The following is a 15730-nucleotide window of genomic DNA, read 5'->3' on the forward strand; positions in this document are numbered from 1 at the left end:
TGTTGTATGCCTATTATAGAGCAATCGTAGCTTGTCCTTCATAGTATCATACTTTACCGAGGATGCGTAGCACGAGGGCACGTTCATCGGCTCCAATACCCCCTGCCGCCCAGAGGGCTATGCCATAGATGACGGGGGCGCTCAGGGCGGCCACGAGGCTGCCCGGCCAGTCACCAATCAGTCGTTGCAGGCCTGCCATGCCGAGCCCCATGATAAGGCAGGCCAGCCCCGGTCGCCAGCTGAACCGTAGGACTTCGGGCGGGCATCCTTCGCTGGTGAGCAGGGGTTTGAAGATAAGATAGAGAACCACTTCAGAAAGAATGGTGATACCGGCGGCGGCATAGAGGGCCCAGGCCGGCTGGCCGAACCAGATGGTGGCAACAGGGATCGCGACCATGTTGGCCCCCAGATTGAAGATGGCCCCAATGATAAAGGCACGGGTAATCGCTGCCTGGCGGTCGAGGGCAATCAGCGCGTATTGCAACAGTCCATTTGCAAAGGAGAGCGGGAGAAACCAGGCGAGAATCGCGAGGGCGATCACTGCATATTGGTAGTCACCAAATTGTGAGCGGGTAAAGAAGCGTACGAGATCATAGGCGAGCAGGGTGATCCCCATTGCCAAGGGAAAGGCCAGGATCAACAGCAGTTGCAGCGTGCGCCGCATCGCCGAGGCAAACCCGGTGCGATCATCACCTGAACGCCGCGATAGCAGCGGAAAGACGGCGAAGGTGATCGCGGGCGGCAGGATCATGGCAATGCCCATGATGGTGTAGGTCAGGTTGTATTGCCCGACTAGCGCTTCGGCTTGCCCGCCACTGAAGGCACGCACGATGAAAACGTCAAAACGAAAGAAAACGGCCCCTAGCAGGTTGTTAAGCATCAAGGGCAGCGCTGGCCCGAGCGTTGCCCACATAGCTTGGCGATTCCAGGTGAGTTCGGGGCGGAAGAAGTCACGCCGCTGGAGGACGAAAAAGCAACCTGCCGTGATGCTCGATACGATTACTGCACTCCACGCGAGCCCTAGAATGCCCAGACCAAGCACAATGACGGCAATGCGTCCCAGAAAGCTGAGCGCCGCTGTGATTAATTCCATCAAGGCCGGAACTTCCATGCGTTCGTTCGCATGGTAGAGGGCGGTCACGGCCCCGGAATAGGCCCCCGGGACAAGGGTCAGCATTAAAACGAAAATGACGGCTGTGCCTTCGCTCGAGAGCGGTTGCCCCAGCAAGGCAAAGCTGCCTACGACCATGATCCCGATGGGCAAGGCGATGAACCCGATCAACAAGAGCCGCAGGGCGAGCGTGACGCCAAAGAGGCGTCTGGCTGCCCCAGGATCGCGGGCAACTTCGCGGGTCAAGAGCACACCCAGGCCAAATTCGGTCAGAATGGCAAGGTATTGACTCACCAGCAGCGCGGCAAAGGTGTAGTCGCCAAAACGGGCCACATTCAAACTGCCCGCCAGGAGAAAGAGCACGATCATATCAAGTGCGCGTACCCCAAGGCGCAAGCCGAAGGTAACGGCACTATTCTTGAAGACCCGGCGAACCGCATTCTCGGGATCGTCACGATACCAGCGACGCCAGAGCATGACGGCTAGTCCAGCCAGCGCCAGAATGCTAAGCAGGGCAATAGTGAGCCAGAGCAAACTCATAGTAGATCAATCAGGGTGGAGCACAATGCGTGCCGTGCGGCCATCACTCATCCACTCGATGCGTCCGTCGGCCCGTGGGTGCTGTACCTGGGGGCTGAAGCGTCGGCGCTCGGCATAGCTCAACAAGACCGGGTGTTCGGTGCTATAGGCACTGCTAAAGGCGATTGCCCGTGGTCGTAGCTGCTGTACCGCACTAGTCTGCAATTCGCGTGCCCACGGATAGATCAAAAGATCAACGGGATCTTTGGCGGCACGTAATGCGGCTTGATCGCCATCACGTCCGCCAGTATGAAAGAGCACGCGGGTCGCCCCATAGGTCACGAGCAGAACAACACCACCTTCTTGGCCTTCTTGCACGTCGATCACCACAAAGACAACGTCGTCAAGCGCAAAGCGCTGGCCTGGCCGCAACCTTGCCACCGGCGTTGCATGGGCACCAAGCAGCCTTTGCCACTCACCAGCATATCCCGTACGCCCAAGCCCTGGTGGGGCGAGGGCATAGCCAATGGCATAGTGGCTCAAGGCGGCAACCTGACCAGGCACACGCTTGGGATCGGTTCCGGTCAGAATGACAGCCTGCAGATCGCGTTGCCAGAAGGGCATCAAGCGCCCCAGCAAGAGCAAGAGTTGATCGCCTTCGCTCCCGCCATCAATGAGGACAAAACGCCCTGCTGGGGTGCGAAGCAAGGCGGCGTCGCCGGTCACGTTCAGCAAGGAAAGGTGCAGATATCCGTCAGGGCGCTGCTGCCAGGCAATGGCGGCAAGCACACCGAGCAAACCGATGATCATCAAGGTAGCGTGAAGAATGGATCGTTGTGAAAGGTGCATAACAAAGCTCACTGTGGGTTGTTGCAAGCGTTACTCGTTGTACCGCACAGTGAGCTAGAAAGATACGTGACCGAGGCCTAAATCGCGGCAATAAGTTCGATTTCGACCCGTGCATCACGTGGGAGGCGGGCAACCTGAATCGTCGAACGAGCCGGTGGATTGAGCGGAAAGAACTCGGCATACGCTTCATTCATTGCCTGGAAGTCGTTCATGTCAGCCAGAAAAACGGTGACTTTGACCGTACGCTCAAGGCTTGTGCCGGCGGCATGCAGTATGGCTGACAGATTGTCAAAGATCTGCCGCGTCATTGCTCCAATAGTCCCCTCAACCATCTCTCCGGTGATAGGATTAATCGGCAATTGTCCTGAGATAAAAACCATGTTCCCTGCGATGATTCCCTGTGAATAGGGGCCGATCGCTTTTGGCGCATCAACTGTACTGACCACAATCCGTTGCAAATGCATTCCCTACCTCCTTGTACAAACGAACCTTCCCATTATATAGCATGCGCATCAACTGCTATGACTATTACCGCATGATCACTAGATAGCCGACCATCATCAGTAATTGCCATAACACGGGCATCAACCCACCGAGGATAACCTCGGCTCCTCGCCAGGCATAAAGTTGCTCAAAGAGCACTGACGTCAAAAAATAGGACCAGACGATCGCGGCAAGCCATGCGAGCACAGCGACAAGCGGCAAGCCACTGCTCAGGGCGATAACGCCTACCAGCAAAGGTAAGATGCGGGGGAGTTGGGTAACAGGGTAGAGCACAAAGGCACGACTTCCCTCTTGGCCCCCTCCCGTTCGTTGATCGATCAGCATAGACACAAAACAGATCAGCGGCCATTCTAGCACCCCGGCCAGCCAGAACCCTGCCATTGCGCCGAGCAAAAACCAGTGAGGAGGGGCATCCTGCAAGAGACTATAGCTGAGGATCAGCACGACCGGCAGCAGGGCAACCATCAGCATTGGCTGAAGGCCACTCAGCAACGAGCGTCGATCAAGTTGCAGGGTAGCCGGATCATCACGTACCTCAAGCACCAGTTTTTCCAGAATGTTCTCACGTTGCAGCGCGAGCCAGAAGAGGAGCGAATGGGCCTCTTGTTGCAAGATAGGAGGGCGATCTAGCTCTTGAAGGCGTGTGATGCGACGCAAAGCGTGTTCCAGCAGGGGCTGAAAATAGATCATCGTGGATCGGATCACGATCCCCGGTGATCGCGTTCCGTCGTAGAGCAGACTCGTCAGCCGACTAGCCTGGGGTAGTCCTCGTGCTTGCAACAGGACAATCTGGCTCTCTTCAGACAACTCGGTCGCCTTCACCGCGCTCACGTCTGTCCAGGGAATGACACGCCAGCGTCGGCCCAGTGCAAGGCGGACGGCGAGACCTTCACTGCGTGACTCGACGGTTGGCACAAGACTACGCAGCCAGATCAGCAAGGGTAACCCCACGGCCAGGCGAAGATGAGCCGCCATCAGCAGCCATCCTGGTGTCGGCAGATCGGGAAATTCGACCAGGCCGGTGAACGGAATCGCCTGGTTGGGATAGGCTGCAAAGAGTGCCGCATAGCGGGCGTTGTCCTGAAGCCACTGGAAGGGGATCACTTGACGCACCTCGGGGATGGTGAGGGCAACAAAGCGAACCCAGGCATCGAGATAGGTGAAGAGCAAAGCCGCACTGAACAGAAGAATGACACCCCCGACGATGATGCGCACCCGTTCCGCATATCCTGCAACGACTGGCCCGTTGGTGGTAGGAGGTGGTCTGGTATTCAGACCATGCTCATCGTGCCAGAAGGAACGAGGATGCAGCAACAACCGAAAAAAGGTCGAATGATCGTACTCGCGGGTCTGGATTACCTTTGCCCCCTCGATGGCGCGCGCTGTACGTTCACTTTGGCTCAGGATGGTCTTGAGCAGGGGGTCAAAACGATCAATGCCCGAAGCGATATAGAAACCACGTTGAGAGCCATAGCCATAGAGCGCACTATAGATGCGGTGCCATGGTGTTAAGCGCCGGTGAAACACTTCAACGAGGACGATAAACTTGGTTCCTTGGGCATAGGGTGTAACGCGGAGCACCCGCAGATCTTCCCATTTCAGGGGCAACCATGTTCCGGCAAACTCCACCAGTATGCCAACACTGCTGGTGCGGATAGCCGGAAACGCATTGCGCACGAGCAAGGTGACAAAAAGAGCGATGGCACTAGCGAACAGTGGCGGCAGCAGCGTAGGAACAAAGGCGGTCATGCTGGTCGCTTGACCAGACCATGACCCAATGAACCCCAGCAGTGGCCATGATCGCAGCATCTCGGGCGTGATCCCGTTCAAGATCCAGACACCTTGCAGGATTGTAAGCCCAAGCCAGCCGAGACTCATCACAATGAAACCGGCTGAGAACCAGCTAAGGGCTGATGTCGTCAGCCGACTATAACGATGATAACTTTCGACCACCTGCATGTGCTTCTGCTCCGGATCTGGCCTTATGCCTCTAGGTCAAGATCGGGATAAACTTCGTTGCTACGGAGTTCCTGTACACGCATTTCGGCGTGATCAAGAAGTTTCTGGCACGCATCAGCGAGGCGTGTCCCCTGTTCATAGAGCATCAAGGCTTCGGCGAGCGGCAGATCGCCCTGTTCAAGACGATTCACGACCGCTTGTAGTTGCCCATAGAGCGCTTCGTACGTCTCGACATCAGATGGGTTGCTCATTCGGACTCCTCTTCTTCTGCTAAGGGGACAGTGACTGCTGCGAGCGTGCCATCACGGAGGTCAATCTGCAGTGGAGTCCCAGACTGAACACCTGTGACCGAACCGAGCACGTGCCCTGTCGTTGCGTGGCGTACCACGGCATAGCCCCGTTGCAGGGTCGCCTGTGGACTCAGCGTGGCAAGGCGGGCCACCAGGCCTTGTAGGGCAAGTTGGCACATAGCGGTTGTCCGGTCAACGGCTCGGTCAAGGCGTCGTCCCAGGTCATCAACCTGTTGGCGATCACGGGCCAGGCGACGGAGGGGCGTATGGCGTTCAATCGTCGAACGTGCGTTTGCCAGGTCAGCCTGCGTGCGGTTGAGCAGGGCGTCAACACCCTGATCGAGGCGCATCCGGCTTTGCCATACCAGGGCCAAAAGATCGTCGTGTTCGGGAACCGCCAGTTCCGCGGCCACCGAGGGGGTGGGTGCCCGCAGGTCGGCCACATAATCAACCATCGTCGTATCGGTCTCGTGCCCAACCCCGGTGATCAGCGGCACCGGACTAGCAAAGACTGCGCGTGCAACCGCCTCATCATTAAAAGCCCAGAGATCCTCAAGCGAGCCACCGCCGCGCGCGAGGATGACGAGATCGACCCCGGCTGCATAGACAGTGGTGAGGGCGGCCACAATGCTTGCGGGGGCCCGTTCACCCTGGACAAGGCATGGTGCCACCAGCACCTCGCTGAGGGGGCAACGGCGAGCGAGGATGGTGAGCATATCCTGCAGCGCGGCCCCGCCGGGTGCGGTTACCAGCCCGATTCGTCGTGGCAACCTTGGCAAGGGTCGTTTACGTTCAACGGCAAAGAGCCCTTCAGCCTCGAGGCGGGCGCGCAAGGCTTCGAAGCGTGCATAGAGCAAGCCGACCCCGGCGGGCAGCAGGGTGTCGGTATAGAGTTGCAGTTCACCACGAGGCGCATAGAGCGAAAGATAGCCATGCGCCAACACAAGATCGCCCGTGCGGGGCAACTGACTCAAGCGCACGGCATTGCTTCGCCACATCACAGCGCGTACCAGGCCACCCTCGTCTTTGAGGCTAAAATAACAATGGCCTGAGGCTGCATGGCGCTTGAATTCGGCGATCTCACCCTGCACCCAGAGATCACCCAGGAGCGGATGTGACTCTAACAACTCGCGGAGATAGGTCGTCACCGCCGAGACTGAAAGCGCCTGATGCATGGTTCCCTGCAACGACGTTACAGTGGCTCGATGATCATCAGCGCCTGCCCATACTCGACAGGTTGCCCATTCTTGACCAGAATGCGGGCAACGCGTCCGGCAATATCGCTTTCGATCTCATTCATCATCTTCATCGCTTCAATGATCCCGATGGGATCGCCGGCCCGCAACTCATCGCCTTCCTGGACGAAGGGCGCGTCTTTGGGTGAAGGGGACGCATAGAACGTGCCGACCATCGGAGCCGTGATCGTGTGCCCGGCGGGCATTTCGGTGGGCGGCGGCTCTTCTGGCGTAAATGCCGATGGCATTGGCATCGTTGGGATCGGTCCAGGCATATATGACGGCTGAATCATTGGTGCCATTGTCATTGGTTGTGCTGTCGTAATGACCGTGCCACGTTTGATATGCAGCTTGATTTCGCCACGTTCGATAAGAATCTCGGTGACGTCACTCTTGTCAATCATGCCCAATAATTCGCGTACGGCACTCAACCCGTAGAGATCGGTTTCCGCTGTGGCGGTCTCGATTGGTACGTCACTCATAACTTGCCTAGAGCCTCCATGTGATAGGATCTAGCCCATTGTAGCATAGATTCAGACCGGCACTTGCTACACATGCTCTTGCACTGTCCAGGCCTGTACCCCGTGGGTTACAAAAGAGAAGGGGCGCATCTGAACCCCCGCTTCTCTCAGCACGCGTTCGAGTTCGAGCCGACGGTCAAAGGGGCACGCAAAGACCATAAAGCCGCCCCCGCCAGCCCCGGTGATTTTGCCCCCCCAGGCACCATGGCGTCGCGCCAGCGCATAGACCTCGTCAACGATGGGCGGGGCGATGTGGGGTGAAAAGGCTTTTTTGACTTCCCAGGCATCGTGCAGCAAGCGGCCAAAATCGGCAATGCGCAACTCGCGGAGCAGCCTGGTGGCTTCGTCGACAAACGCTTTGGTCTCGTCGTGGTAACGCAGCGTATCGCCACTGACGAGGCGTTGCACCTGGTCTTCCATCAAATGATGACGGAGGAGTTGACGATCACCGATATAGCCAATAATGAGGCAACTCTCGAGTTCGAGCAGGGCGGTCGGGTCAGTGACCACTGGTTCAACAATCACGCGACCTTTGCCAAAGTGGTACACACACATGCCACCAAAAACAGCCGCATACTGATCCTGGCGCCCCCCAGGGATGCCCAGGTCAACCCGTTCGATGCGATAGGCGAGTTCAGCGAGTTCATGGGCATCAAAGCTCTCGTTGGCAACATTGTAGAGCAGTTTGAGCATGCTCACAACGAGGGCCGACGAGGATCCCAGCCCACTGCCCGGCGGTGCATCGCTGAACATCGTAATCTTGTAGCCCGGTTGGGTTGCTTCGAGGGAGGGTTGCAAATGCGGCATTGCGTCGAGCACGGCCTGCGGCAGCGCCAGTTTCCCATCCCAGACGCGCCCACTTACCATACGACTCACTTCTTGCAGATCAAGTGAGCGGATGGTAAGGCCCGGTTGTATGCTGGGGTTAAGCATACAGCGCACATATAAGTTGATCGTACAATTCAACACCTTGCCACCATGCTCTTCAGCATACGGGCTTACGTCAGTTCCTCCGCCAAAAAAGCCTATCCGCATCGGGGCGCGGGCTTTGTAGATCTTCATACACTCCTCATTACCGTTCACCTCCGAGGGCGTGATCAAGGTTGACGGCGGCGCTGATCAGGGCCAGATGCGTAAACGCCTGAGGGAAATTGCCCAACGCTTCGCCACGGGCGCCCGTCTGTTCGGCGTAGAGGCCCACATGATTGGCATATGTTAACATCCGTTCAAAGATCAGGCGCGCCTGTTCCTGCAAGGCTGGTTCGGTGACCGAAGCGCGGGTCAACGCTTCGACCAGCCAGAAGGTGCAAATGTTAAAGGCCCCCTCTTCGCCAGGCAGTCCGTCAACTCCATGCGCTGGATCGTAACGGTAAACGAGACTATTGGCAAGTAACCCCCCCTCGGCAGGTGAACGCATGATGGCTTTGAGCGTTGACCGCATGCGTGGATCATTGGCGGCGACAAAAAAGACCAGGGGCATCATGAGGTTCGAGGCATCCAGCGTGTCAGATCCATAAAATTGCATAAACGCTTGATGCTCGTCACTCCAGCCCTGTTCCATGATCTCCTCGAAGATCTGATCACGTACCCTAAGCCAGGTGTCGCGTTCAGCCGGGAACGAGCGTTTCTCGGCAATGCGCAGCCCCCGGTCAATGGCGACCCAGCACATCAGTTTGGAGTAGACAAAATGCTGAGGCTCGCCCCGCACCTCCCAGATACCTTCGTCTTTCCGGTGCCAGTTTGCACACACCCAGTTGATCATGCGCCGCAGTTCACACCAGAGGTCATATGAAATTGGTGCCCCATGTTTGTTGAAGAGGTAGACTGCATCAAGCAATTCGCCGTAAATATCAAGTTGCAACTGGTTGTAAGCGCCGTTTCCAATGCGCACAGGGCGTGATTGACGATAGCCTTCCAGATGGTCAAGCTCTTCTTCAACCAGTGTATGCCGGCCATCAATGCCATACATGATCTGCAGCGAGCCATCGGGTTCAAGTTCATGGCAGCGTGCTTCGACCCACTGCATGAATGCCTGAGCCTCCTCGGTAAATCCGATGCGCATCAAGGCATAAAGGGTAAAGGCGGCATCACGGATCCAGGTGTAGCGATAATCCCAGTTACGCACCCCACCGATCTCTTCGGGAAGACTGCAGGTTGCCGCGGCTACGATGGCTCCGGTTGGCGCAAAGGTAAGTAATTTAAGGGCTAAGGCCGAACGATATACAATTTCGCGCCAGCGCCCGGTATAGGTACACTGAGCCAACCAGCGGTGCCAGTAGTCTACCGTGGCCTCGAACTGGTGCTGGATATACGCGGCGGGCGGGCAAACAGGCGGTGTCTGTTGCAACTCTTCCAACACAAAATGGATCGTCTCTTGCTCGTTGAGGGTAAACTCGGCAATGGCTGCGTCGTTTTCCTCCCTCATCTGAATGGGTGCAGTAAGCACGAGACTCAATGCTGGTGTACGAAAAATGACCCCACAACCATCAAAGATCATGGTATGGGCATCGCGAGCATAGTTAAATGCGGGCGCACAGCGCATACGAAAGCGCATGGTGCCGCGTACCACACCCACCCGCCTGATGACCTGATGGACGTGCTCGCTTGACGCGGCGCGACCGACAGGCATAAAATCAACGACTTCCCCCACGCCCTCCGCACAATAAAAGCGGGTTACCAGTACATTGGTGTCGGGCCAGTAAAACTGCTTGTGCCGTATCTCACTGGCAATTGGCTCGATCTGAAAGCGTCCGCCGCGAGCATCATCCAGGATGGCGGCGAAGACTGCCGGTGAGTCGAAATGGGGGAAGCAGAGCCAGTCGAGTGAACCATTCATCGCGATCAAGGCAACACTATGCATGTCTCCAATGACGCCGTAGTTTTCAATGGGTTGGTAAGGCATAGCTTTGCTTTCTATGGTTGCTGTGGCTTGTCTTTATGTCCCCGCCAGTGCTGCATTGATCGCCAGGATCGCCAGGCCGTTTTGCATCATATGCAAGAGGACACTAGGCCAGATCGAGCCACTGCGTTCACGTAGATAGGCGAGCAATAGACCTAAGACAAATAGGGCTGGGAAGATGACTGGAATGACGTGGACAACGGTGAACGCAGCGGCGTTCAGCGCAATAGCCGTGATGAGAGACGTACGATAGCGCATCAATGGGTAGATCATTCCGCGAAAGAAGAGTTCTTCGGCGAAAGGAACCAGCCCTGCGACAAGCAACAAGAGCATGACCAACTCTGCACTCGTCAGCGCTCGTCCGCCACTGATTGCTTCGATCTGAGGGTTTTCAAAATCCCCGATCAAAAAAACGATAAGACTATTGATCAAAATAAGCAAAAAGAGTGCCGCAAGATAGAAGGGAATGACCAGCAGATAATCACGTCGGCTCGCCGAACGGACACCGAGAGCTTCCCAGCCAGCGTGGCGTGCCGCAAAGAGGTAGACCCCTCCGATCAGGCTGAGATAAAAGCCCACCATGACGAGATAGAGGACGGGCGAAACAATGCCAGTGCCGACCTCGAGGCCCAGTCCGCTGGTAAGGATCTGAACCATCAAACTCAAGACAATCAAAGCCCCGATGCTCATCATGGCAGCCAGGCCCACACTCCGCCAACCCCAGGCAGGCGGTGTAGGCGTGGGTTGCGGTGACTCCGGGGACGTGATCGATTCTTCCATGTACATGGATGCTACTCCGTATAAGGTTTGATTCCCTTATAACATATTGCGTCCATGTTGGCAATGGAGGTTTGCTGCGCAGCCAGGGCGATTGCATCATACGAAACCGGAGACAAAAAGACGCGCTATCAGGGCACCCGCAAGGGGTGCCCCTCCAGGCCGGGGGCCGGACCCGGTGTAGGGGCACCCCTTGCGGGTGCCCTGGCGGGGTGCATACACGGAAGATGCAATCGCCATCAGGTCACAGGTGGGTATTCAGGGTGATCGGGCTCGCAGCTTCGTAAATGCGTACGGCCTCGTCCTGTTGCATCAGGAAGCCGAGTTGATCGACTCCGTTGAGGAGGCAGTGACGGGCAAAGTTGTCGATGGGGAAGGCGACCGCTCGCCCTCCCGGCAAGATGACCTGCTGGGCCGCGAGGTCAATGGTCACCGAGGTTTCGGGGTCTTCTTCGATATGGCTCAAGAGTTCGTGGTAGGTCTCTTCATCAACGGTTACCGGTAACAGGCCAATTTTCAAGGCATTGCCACGAAAGATGTCGGCAAAATAGGGTGAGATAATCGCCTTGAAGCCGTAGCCCTCCAGCGCCCACGGTGCATGTTCGCGCGAACTGCCACAGCCAAAATTGCGCCCGGCGACAAGCACGGTTGCACCGGCTGCCTCGGGGCGATTCAGGGCAAAATCGGGGTTGGGCGTGCCATCTGGCAGGTACCGCCAGACTGTAAAGAGCCCTTCGGCCAGCCCGCTCTTGTCGGTTACTTTCAGATATTTGGCTGGAATGACCTGATCGGTATCGACATTATCAATCGGCAAGGCAACCGCCTTGCCAGCAAAGGTTGTGATCGGTTCCATGTGATGTAGTCTCGCTTTCTTTGCGCATGGGGCCTGTGGCTCCATGCGCATGAACGTTAGGGCTGACGCCCTACAAACCCGTGTGTATACGCGAGATGCTTGGGGGTTGCAGGCCCCATGGGCATGAACGTTAGGGCTGCCGCCCTTCCATCGGTTGGGATGCTGGTCATCTGCTGCCAGCGCAGTTGGCAACAGATGACCAGCATCCCAATGTTTGGGGGGCGGCAGGCCTTGTCACTGGTCAAGCAAGGTCCGCGGGTCGGTGACAACCCCGGTCAGGGCTGAAGCGACGGCGGTGAGCGGACTGGCGAGCATGGTACGTGCGCCTGGTCCTTGCCGCCCAACAAAGTTGCGGTTGCTCGTCGAGACGGCGTATTTGCCTGGGGGCACCTGGTCGGCATTCATACCGAGACACGCCGAGCAGCCGGCTTCGCGCCATTCGGCCCCTGCCGCTTTGAAGATCGTGTCGAGGCCCTCTTCTTCAGCTTGGCGTTTGACCTGCTGGCTGCCTGGAACGACCATCACGCGGATCCCGTCGGCAACTTTGCGCCCGCGCAGATGGTGGGCGACCTGGCGCAAATCGTTGATGCGCGAGTTGGTACACGAGCCAATGAAGACCACATCAATCGGGTGGCCGAGCAGGGGCTTGCCAGGCTCAAGCTTCATATAATTCAAGGCCGCGTCGAGTTCCTGGCGGCTACCGGGATCGGGCATCTGTTCAGGGGTCGGCACCGGTGCATCAATTGGGATGCCCATCCCGGGGTTGGTGCCATAGGTGATCATCGGGGCAAGACTCGAGGCATCGAGGAACATCTCTTTGTCAAAGACGGCCTCGGGGTCACTGGGCAAGGTGCGCCAGCGGGCCACGGCTGCGTCGAAGTCAGCGCCTTTGGGCGCATACGGGCGCCCGGCGACATACTCAAAGGTTGTCTCGTCGGGGGCAACCATGCCGGCGCGTGCGCCGCCTTCGATGCTCATGTTGCAGATCGTCATTCGCTCTTCCATCGAAAGCGCGCGCATCGCTTCGCCCATATACTCAAAAACGTGCCCGGTGCCGCCGCCTACCCCATATTTGGCAATCAGCGCGAGAATAATATCCTTGGCCGTCACCCCGGGGTGCAACCGCCCCTCGATACGGACGGCACAGGTTTTGGGCCGCGACTGGAGCAGACACTGGCTGGCGAGCACATGGCCTACCTCTGACGTACCGATGCCAAACGCGAGCGCCCCAAAAGCGCCGTGGGTGCTAGTGTGGCTATCGCCACAGACAATCGTCATGCCAGGTTGGGTCAGACCCTGCTCGGGACCAATCACGTGGACAATGCCCTGGTTGGCGCTGCCTAGCTCGAAGAGCGGAATGTCAAAGTCGGCACAGTTTTTACGCAACTGGTCAAGCTGGGCAATCGCCTGGGGGTCAATCACCGGGATGATGCCCAGGGCATTGCGGGGCGTTGTTGGCGTACTGTGATCCATGGTTGCCAAAGTGCGATCAGGCCGACGCACGCGCAACCCGCGTTGGCGTAATTCGGTAAAGGCCTGGGGCGAGGTGACCTCGTGGATCAGGTGGAGATCAATATAGAGCACCGCTGGTGTGTCCGGTGTCTCAGGGCGAACAATATGGGCATCCCATACATTGTCAAAGAGGGTCTTTGGCATTGATTTGCTTTCTAGGTTGTACCACTGCGTCAAAAACGGGTAGAGATGGAACTTATGAAGACTTTCTGTTCTGGCGCTCGCGTGAGCGCAGCAGGGGCAATTCGAGACTGTCCCACAGAGCCTGATAACTTGCTTCAATGATATTATGCGAGGCCCCAATGGTGGACCAGCGTTCGTCGCCTCTGGCACTCTCGATCAGCACACGGGGCGTTGCGGCGGTGCCGCGATGCTCGTCAATAATGCGTACTTTGTAGTCAACCAGGCGCACCTCGGCAAGTTCGGGATAGTGGGGCAACAGCGCTTTGCGGATGGCGCCGTCGAGTGCATTGACTGGCCCATCGCCCTCGGCAGCGGTATGCATCACCTGATCGCCAATGCGCACCTTAACCGTCGCCTGCGAGGTGATCTGGTGGTTGCCCCGTTTTTCCACAATGACCGTAAAGTCGAGCAGGTCAAAGGGAGGCGCATAATCAACCGCGCTACGCCGGATCAGCATCTCGAAACTCCCTTCAGCGGCTTCAAACTGAAACCCGCGGTGTTCAAGTTCTTTGATGCGCTGCACCACATTGCCTTCGACGCCTTGCAGGGTCAGGCCCAGTTCCTCGGCGCGTACGCGGATATTGCCCCGACCCGCGAGTTCGCTCACCACCACTCGTTTGGTATTGCCGACCAGGGTGGGGTCAATGTGCTGATAGCTTGACTCAACCTTCTCGATGGCGGCGACGTGAATACCGCCCTTGTGGGCAAAGGCACTGCGACCCACGTAGGCTGCGTGCGGATCAGGATTGAGGTTGGCGATTGCGGCCACGCTGTGCGCAACGTCGCTAAGTTTTTGCAGTTGCGCCCGGCTGACGCACGCATAGCCAAGCTTTAGTTGCAAATTCGCAATCACAGGGATCAGATCCATATTGCCGCAACGCTCACCATAGCCGTTGATCGTCCCTTGCACTTGACGAACCCCCTCTTGCACAGCGGCGAGCGCATTCGCGACGGCCAGGGCACCATCATTGTGTGTATGGATCCCGAGGTCAGGTTCGGGCAAACCCTGGGCGCGGAAAGAGGTGCGAACCTCACGCGTGATCGCGGCAACCTCGTGCGGCAGCGCCCCGCCATTGGTATCGCAGAGCACCAGGCAATTGGCTCCGGCGCGGGCAGCAGCGGCAAGCGTTGCCAACGTATAGTCGGGATCAAGCTTGTAGCCATCAAAAAAGTGTTCGGCATCGTAGACAACTTCTTTGTCGCGCTGCTTGAAATAGGCGACCGTATCAGCAATCATCGCCAGATTCTCTTCACGGGTCGTCTCGAGCACCTGTTCCACGTGGAGGATCGAACTCTTGCCGACCAGCGTCACGACCGGTGTCTCGGCTGCAACGAGCGCCTGCACATTCGCATCATCTTCGCAGCGATTGCCCGCGTGCCGGGTCGCACCAAAAGCGGCCACACGTGCATGGGTTAGACCGAGGCTTTTCACCCGCCGAAAAAACTCGGCATCTTTTGGATTCGAGCCAGGCCAGCCCCCTTCAATATAATGAATGCCAAGATCATCAAGAATGCGGGCGATTTTGAGTTTGTCTTCGCATGAAAGGGACATGCCTTCGCGCTGCGTACCATCACGAAGCGTCGTATCATAAAGCATGATCTGCATGGCTTTGCCTCCAATCTTGGTTGGGCCAGGGGAGCGCTTACGCCTTCCAGCGTGGGTAACTACCGAACACCTTGAACATACCGGTTTTGGCACTAATGCGTTCAAGGGTTTGTTTCACGTGCGGATCTTCGCGATGCCCATTGACATCAACCAGAAAGATATACTGCCCAAGGACAGCCTTGGACGGACGTGACTCGAGCTTGGTCATATTGATGTTTGCTTCGGCGAGCTCGAGCAGCGCACCGACCAATGTTCCGGCACGATCTTCCGTAAAGCCAAAGCAGAAACTCGTCTTATCGTCACCAGTTGGAGGCGCATCGGCGGTTGCCAGGACAATAAAGCGCGTGACATTGCCGAGGTTATCGGCAATATCGCGGGCAAGGATGTGCGTACCAGTCAACTCAGCGGCCCTCAGGGTACTAATGGCTGCGGCCTTGCGGTCATCGGCAACGGCCTCGGCGGGGGCCGCACTATTCGAGAGCGATGCCACCGTCGCAACCCCAGGCAAACAGCGCTCGACAAAACGCCGACACTGCCCAAGACTCTGGGGATGGGCATAGAGCACCTCGATCGCGTTGAGACTCATCCCCGGACGCGCCACCAGATATTGGCGGATCGGAATGACGATCTCGCCAACGATCTGCAAACTTGTCTCATGGATCAACAGATCGAGGGTATACGTGACACTGCCTTCGAGCAGATTCTCGATAGGCAGCACCCCCACCAGGGCGGCCCCGGTCTCAATCGCGGTAACGACGGCGGGGATACTAGTCAGCGACAACAAGCCTAATTCAGGCCGGGTGGCTGCATACGCAAGCGCGGCTTCTTCTGAGAAGGTACCTGGTGGGCCAAGGTAAGCAATCAAATTCATAGGTTATTTCGCTTCTTCAGACCAATACGACTAGCGAAGCT

Annotated in this window: 14 protein-coding genes; all 14 read right to left on the minus strand. The window is 57.4% G+C overall.

Features of this window, described 5'->3' with window-relative positions; genetic code table 11:
* Positions 1 to 46 precede the first annotated feature (46 nt).
* Complete coding sequence (locus A9Q02_RS01860) at positions 47 to 1651, minus strand: oligosaccharide flippase family protein (protein ID WP_097650675.1); 1605 nt, start codon at positions 1649 to 1651, stop codon at positions 47 to 49.
* Positions 1652 to 1657: 6 nt separating this feature from the next.
* Entirely contained in the window at positions 1658 to 2479 is an 822-nt protein-coding gene (locus A9Q02_RS01865; protein ID WP_141508660.1) for a ComEC/Rec2 family competence protein, read from the minus strand.
* Between the two features lie 77 nt (positions 2480 to 2556).
* Entirely contained in the window at positions 2557 to 2943 is a 387-nt protein-coding gene (locus A9Q02_RS01870; protein WP_245860192.1) for a RidA family protein, read from the minus strand.
* Between the two features lie 64 nt (positions 2944 to 3007).
* Positions 3008 to 4942, minus strand: a complete 1935-nt coding sequence (locus A9Q02_RS01875; protein WP_097650677.1) for a hypothetical protein — start codon at positions 4940 to 4942, stop codon at positions 3008 to 3010.
* A gap of 23 nt (positions 4943 to 4965) precedes the next feature.
* Complete coding sequence (xseB, locus tag A9Q02_RS01880) at positions 4966 to 5193, minus strand: exodeoxyribonuclease VII small subunit (protein WP_097650678.1); 228 nt, start codon at positions 5191 to 5193, stop codon at positions 4966 to 4968.
* Positions 5190 to 6407 carry an exodeoxyribonuclease VII large subunit gene (gene xseA, locus A9Q02_RS01885; RefSeq protein ID WP_097650679.1) on the minus strand — a complete coding sequence of 406 codons (1218 nt, stop codon included), beginning with the start codon at positions 6405 to 6407 and terminating at the stop codon, positions 5190 to 5192. Before xseA ends, xseB begins: the two co-directional genes overlap by 4 nt.
* Before the next feature lie 17 nt (positions 6408 to 6424).
* Positions 6425 to 6949: an acetyl-CoA carboxylase biotin carboxyl carrier protein gene (accB, locus tag A9Q02_RS01890; protein WP_097650680.1), complete on the minus strand. Its 525-nt coding sequence runs from the start codon at positions 6947 to 6949 to the stop codon at positions 6425 to 6427.
* A gap of 66 nt (positions 6950 to 7015) precedes the next feature.
* The gene (locus A9Q02_RS01895) at positions 7016 to 8050 is read right to left on the minus strand and encodes a GHMP family kinase ATP-binding protein (protein WP_097650681.1); all 1035 of its coding nucleotides are present in this window, start codon (positions 8048 to 8050) and stop codon (positions 7016 to 7018) included.
* A gap of 10 nt (positions 8051 to 8060) precedes the next feature.
* On the minus strand, positions 8061 to 9890 hold the full coding sequence (locus A9Q02_RS01900; protein WP_097650682.1) for a glycoside hydrolase family 15 protein: 1830 nt from the start codon (positions 9888 to 9890) through the stop codon (positions 8061 to 8063).
* A 33-nt stretch (positions 9891 to 9923) separates the two neighbouring features.
* Positions 9924 to 10667 (minus strand): CPBP family intramembrane glutamic endopeptidase, encoded by a 744-nt coding sequence (locus A9Q02_RS01905; protein WP_172450528.1) that lies wholly within the window; start codon positions 10665 to 10667, stop codon positions 9924 to 9926.
* A gap of 241 nt (positions 10668 to 10908) precedes the next feature.
* Entirely contained in the window at positions 10909 to 11517 is a 609-nt protein-coding gene (leuD, locus tag A9Q02_RS01910) for a 3-isopropylmalate dehydratase small subunit (RefSeq protein WP_097650684.1), read from the minus strand.
* 234 nt (positions 11518 to 11751) lie between these two features.
* Positions 11752 to 13173, minus strand: a complete 1422-nt coding sequence (gene leuC, locus A9Q02_RS01915) for a 3-isopropylmalate dehydratase large subunit (RefSeq protein ID WP_097650685.1) — start codon at positions 13171 to 13173, stop codon at positions 11752 to 11754.
* 52 nt (positions 13174 to 13225) lie between these two features.
* Positions 13226 to 14818, minus strand: a complete 1593-nt coding sequence (gene cimA, locus A9Q02_RS01920) for a citramalate synthase (protein ID WP_097650686.1) — start codon at positions 14816 to 14818, stop codon at positions 13226 to 13228.
* Positions 14819 to 14855: 37 nt separating this feature from the next.
* The gene (pheA, locus tag A9Q02_RS01925; RefSeq protein ID WP_097650687.1) at positions 14856 to 15689 is read right to left on the minus strand and encodes a prephenate dehydratase; all 834 of its coding nucleotides are present in this window, start codon (positions 15687 to 15689) and stop codon (positions 14856 to 14858) included.
* Positions 15690 to 15730 lie beyond the last annotated feature (41 nt).

This window comes from Candidatus Chloroploca asiatica, assembly GCF_002532075.1.
Taxonomy (GTDB): Bacteria; Chloroflexota; Chloroflexia; order Chloroflexales; family Chloroflexaceae; genus Chloroploca; species Chloroploca asiatica.

Excerpts from the sequence above, each read along its gene's own strand:
- A9Q02_RS01860 (WP_097650675.1), bottom strand. The coding sequence starts at position 1,651 with ATGAGTTTGCTCTGGCTCACTATTGCCCTGCTTAGCATTCTGGCGCTG.
- A9Q02_RS01865 (WP_141508660.1), bottom strand. The coding sequence starts at position 2,479 with ATGCACCTTTCACAACGATCCATTCTTCACGCTACCTTGATGATCATC.
- A9Q02_RS01870 (WP_245860192.1), bottom strand. The coding sequence starts at position 2,943 with ATGCATTTGCAACGGATTGTGGTCAGTACAGTTGATGCGCCAAAAGCG.
- A9Q02_RS01875 (WP_097650677.1), bottom strand. The coding sequence starts at position 4,942 with ATGCAGGTGGTCGAAAGTTATCATCGTTATAGTCGGCTGACGACATCA.
- xseB (WP_097650678.1), bottom strand. The coding sequence starts at position 5,193 with ATGAGCAACCCATCTGATGTCGAGACGTACGAAGCGCTCTATGGGCAA.
- xseA (WP_097650679.1), bottom strand. The coding sequence starts at position 6,407 with ATGCATCAGGCGCTTTCAGTCTCGGCGGTGACGACCTATCTCCGCGAG.
- accB (WP_097650680.1), bottom strand. The coding sequence starts at position 6,949 with ATGAGTGACGTACCAATCGAGACCGCCACAGCGGAAACCGATCTCTAC.
- A9Q02_RS01895 (WP_097650681.1), bottom strand. The coding sequence starts at position 8,050 with ATGAAGATCTACAAAGCCCGCGCCCCGATGCGGATAGGCTTTTTTGGC.
- A9Q02_RS01900 (WP_097650682.1), bottom strand. The coding sequence starts at position 9,890 with ATGCCTTACCAACCCATTGAAAACTACGGCGTCATTGGAGACATGCAT.
- A9Q02_RS01905 (WP_172450528.1), bottom strand. The coding sequence starts at position 10,667 with ATGGAAGAATCGATCACGTCCCCGGAGTCACCGCAACCCACGCCTACA.
- leuD (WP_097650684.1), bottom strand. The coding sequence starts at position 11,517 with ATGGAACCGATCACAACCTTTGCTGGCAAGGCGGTTGCCTTGCCGATT.
- leuC (WP_097650685.1), bottom strand. The coding sequence starts at position 13,173 with ATGCCAAAGACCCTCTTTGACAATGTATGGGATGCCCATATTGTTCGC.
- cimA (WP_097650686.1), bottom strand. The coding sequence starts at position 14,818 with ATGCAGATCATGCTTTATGATACGACGCTTCGTGATGGTACGCAGCGC.
- pheA (WP_097650687.1), bottom strand. The coding sequence starts at position 15,689 with ATGAATTTGATTGCTTACCTTGGCCCACCAGGTACCTTCTCAGAAGAA.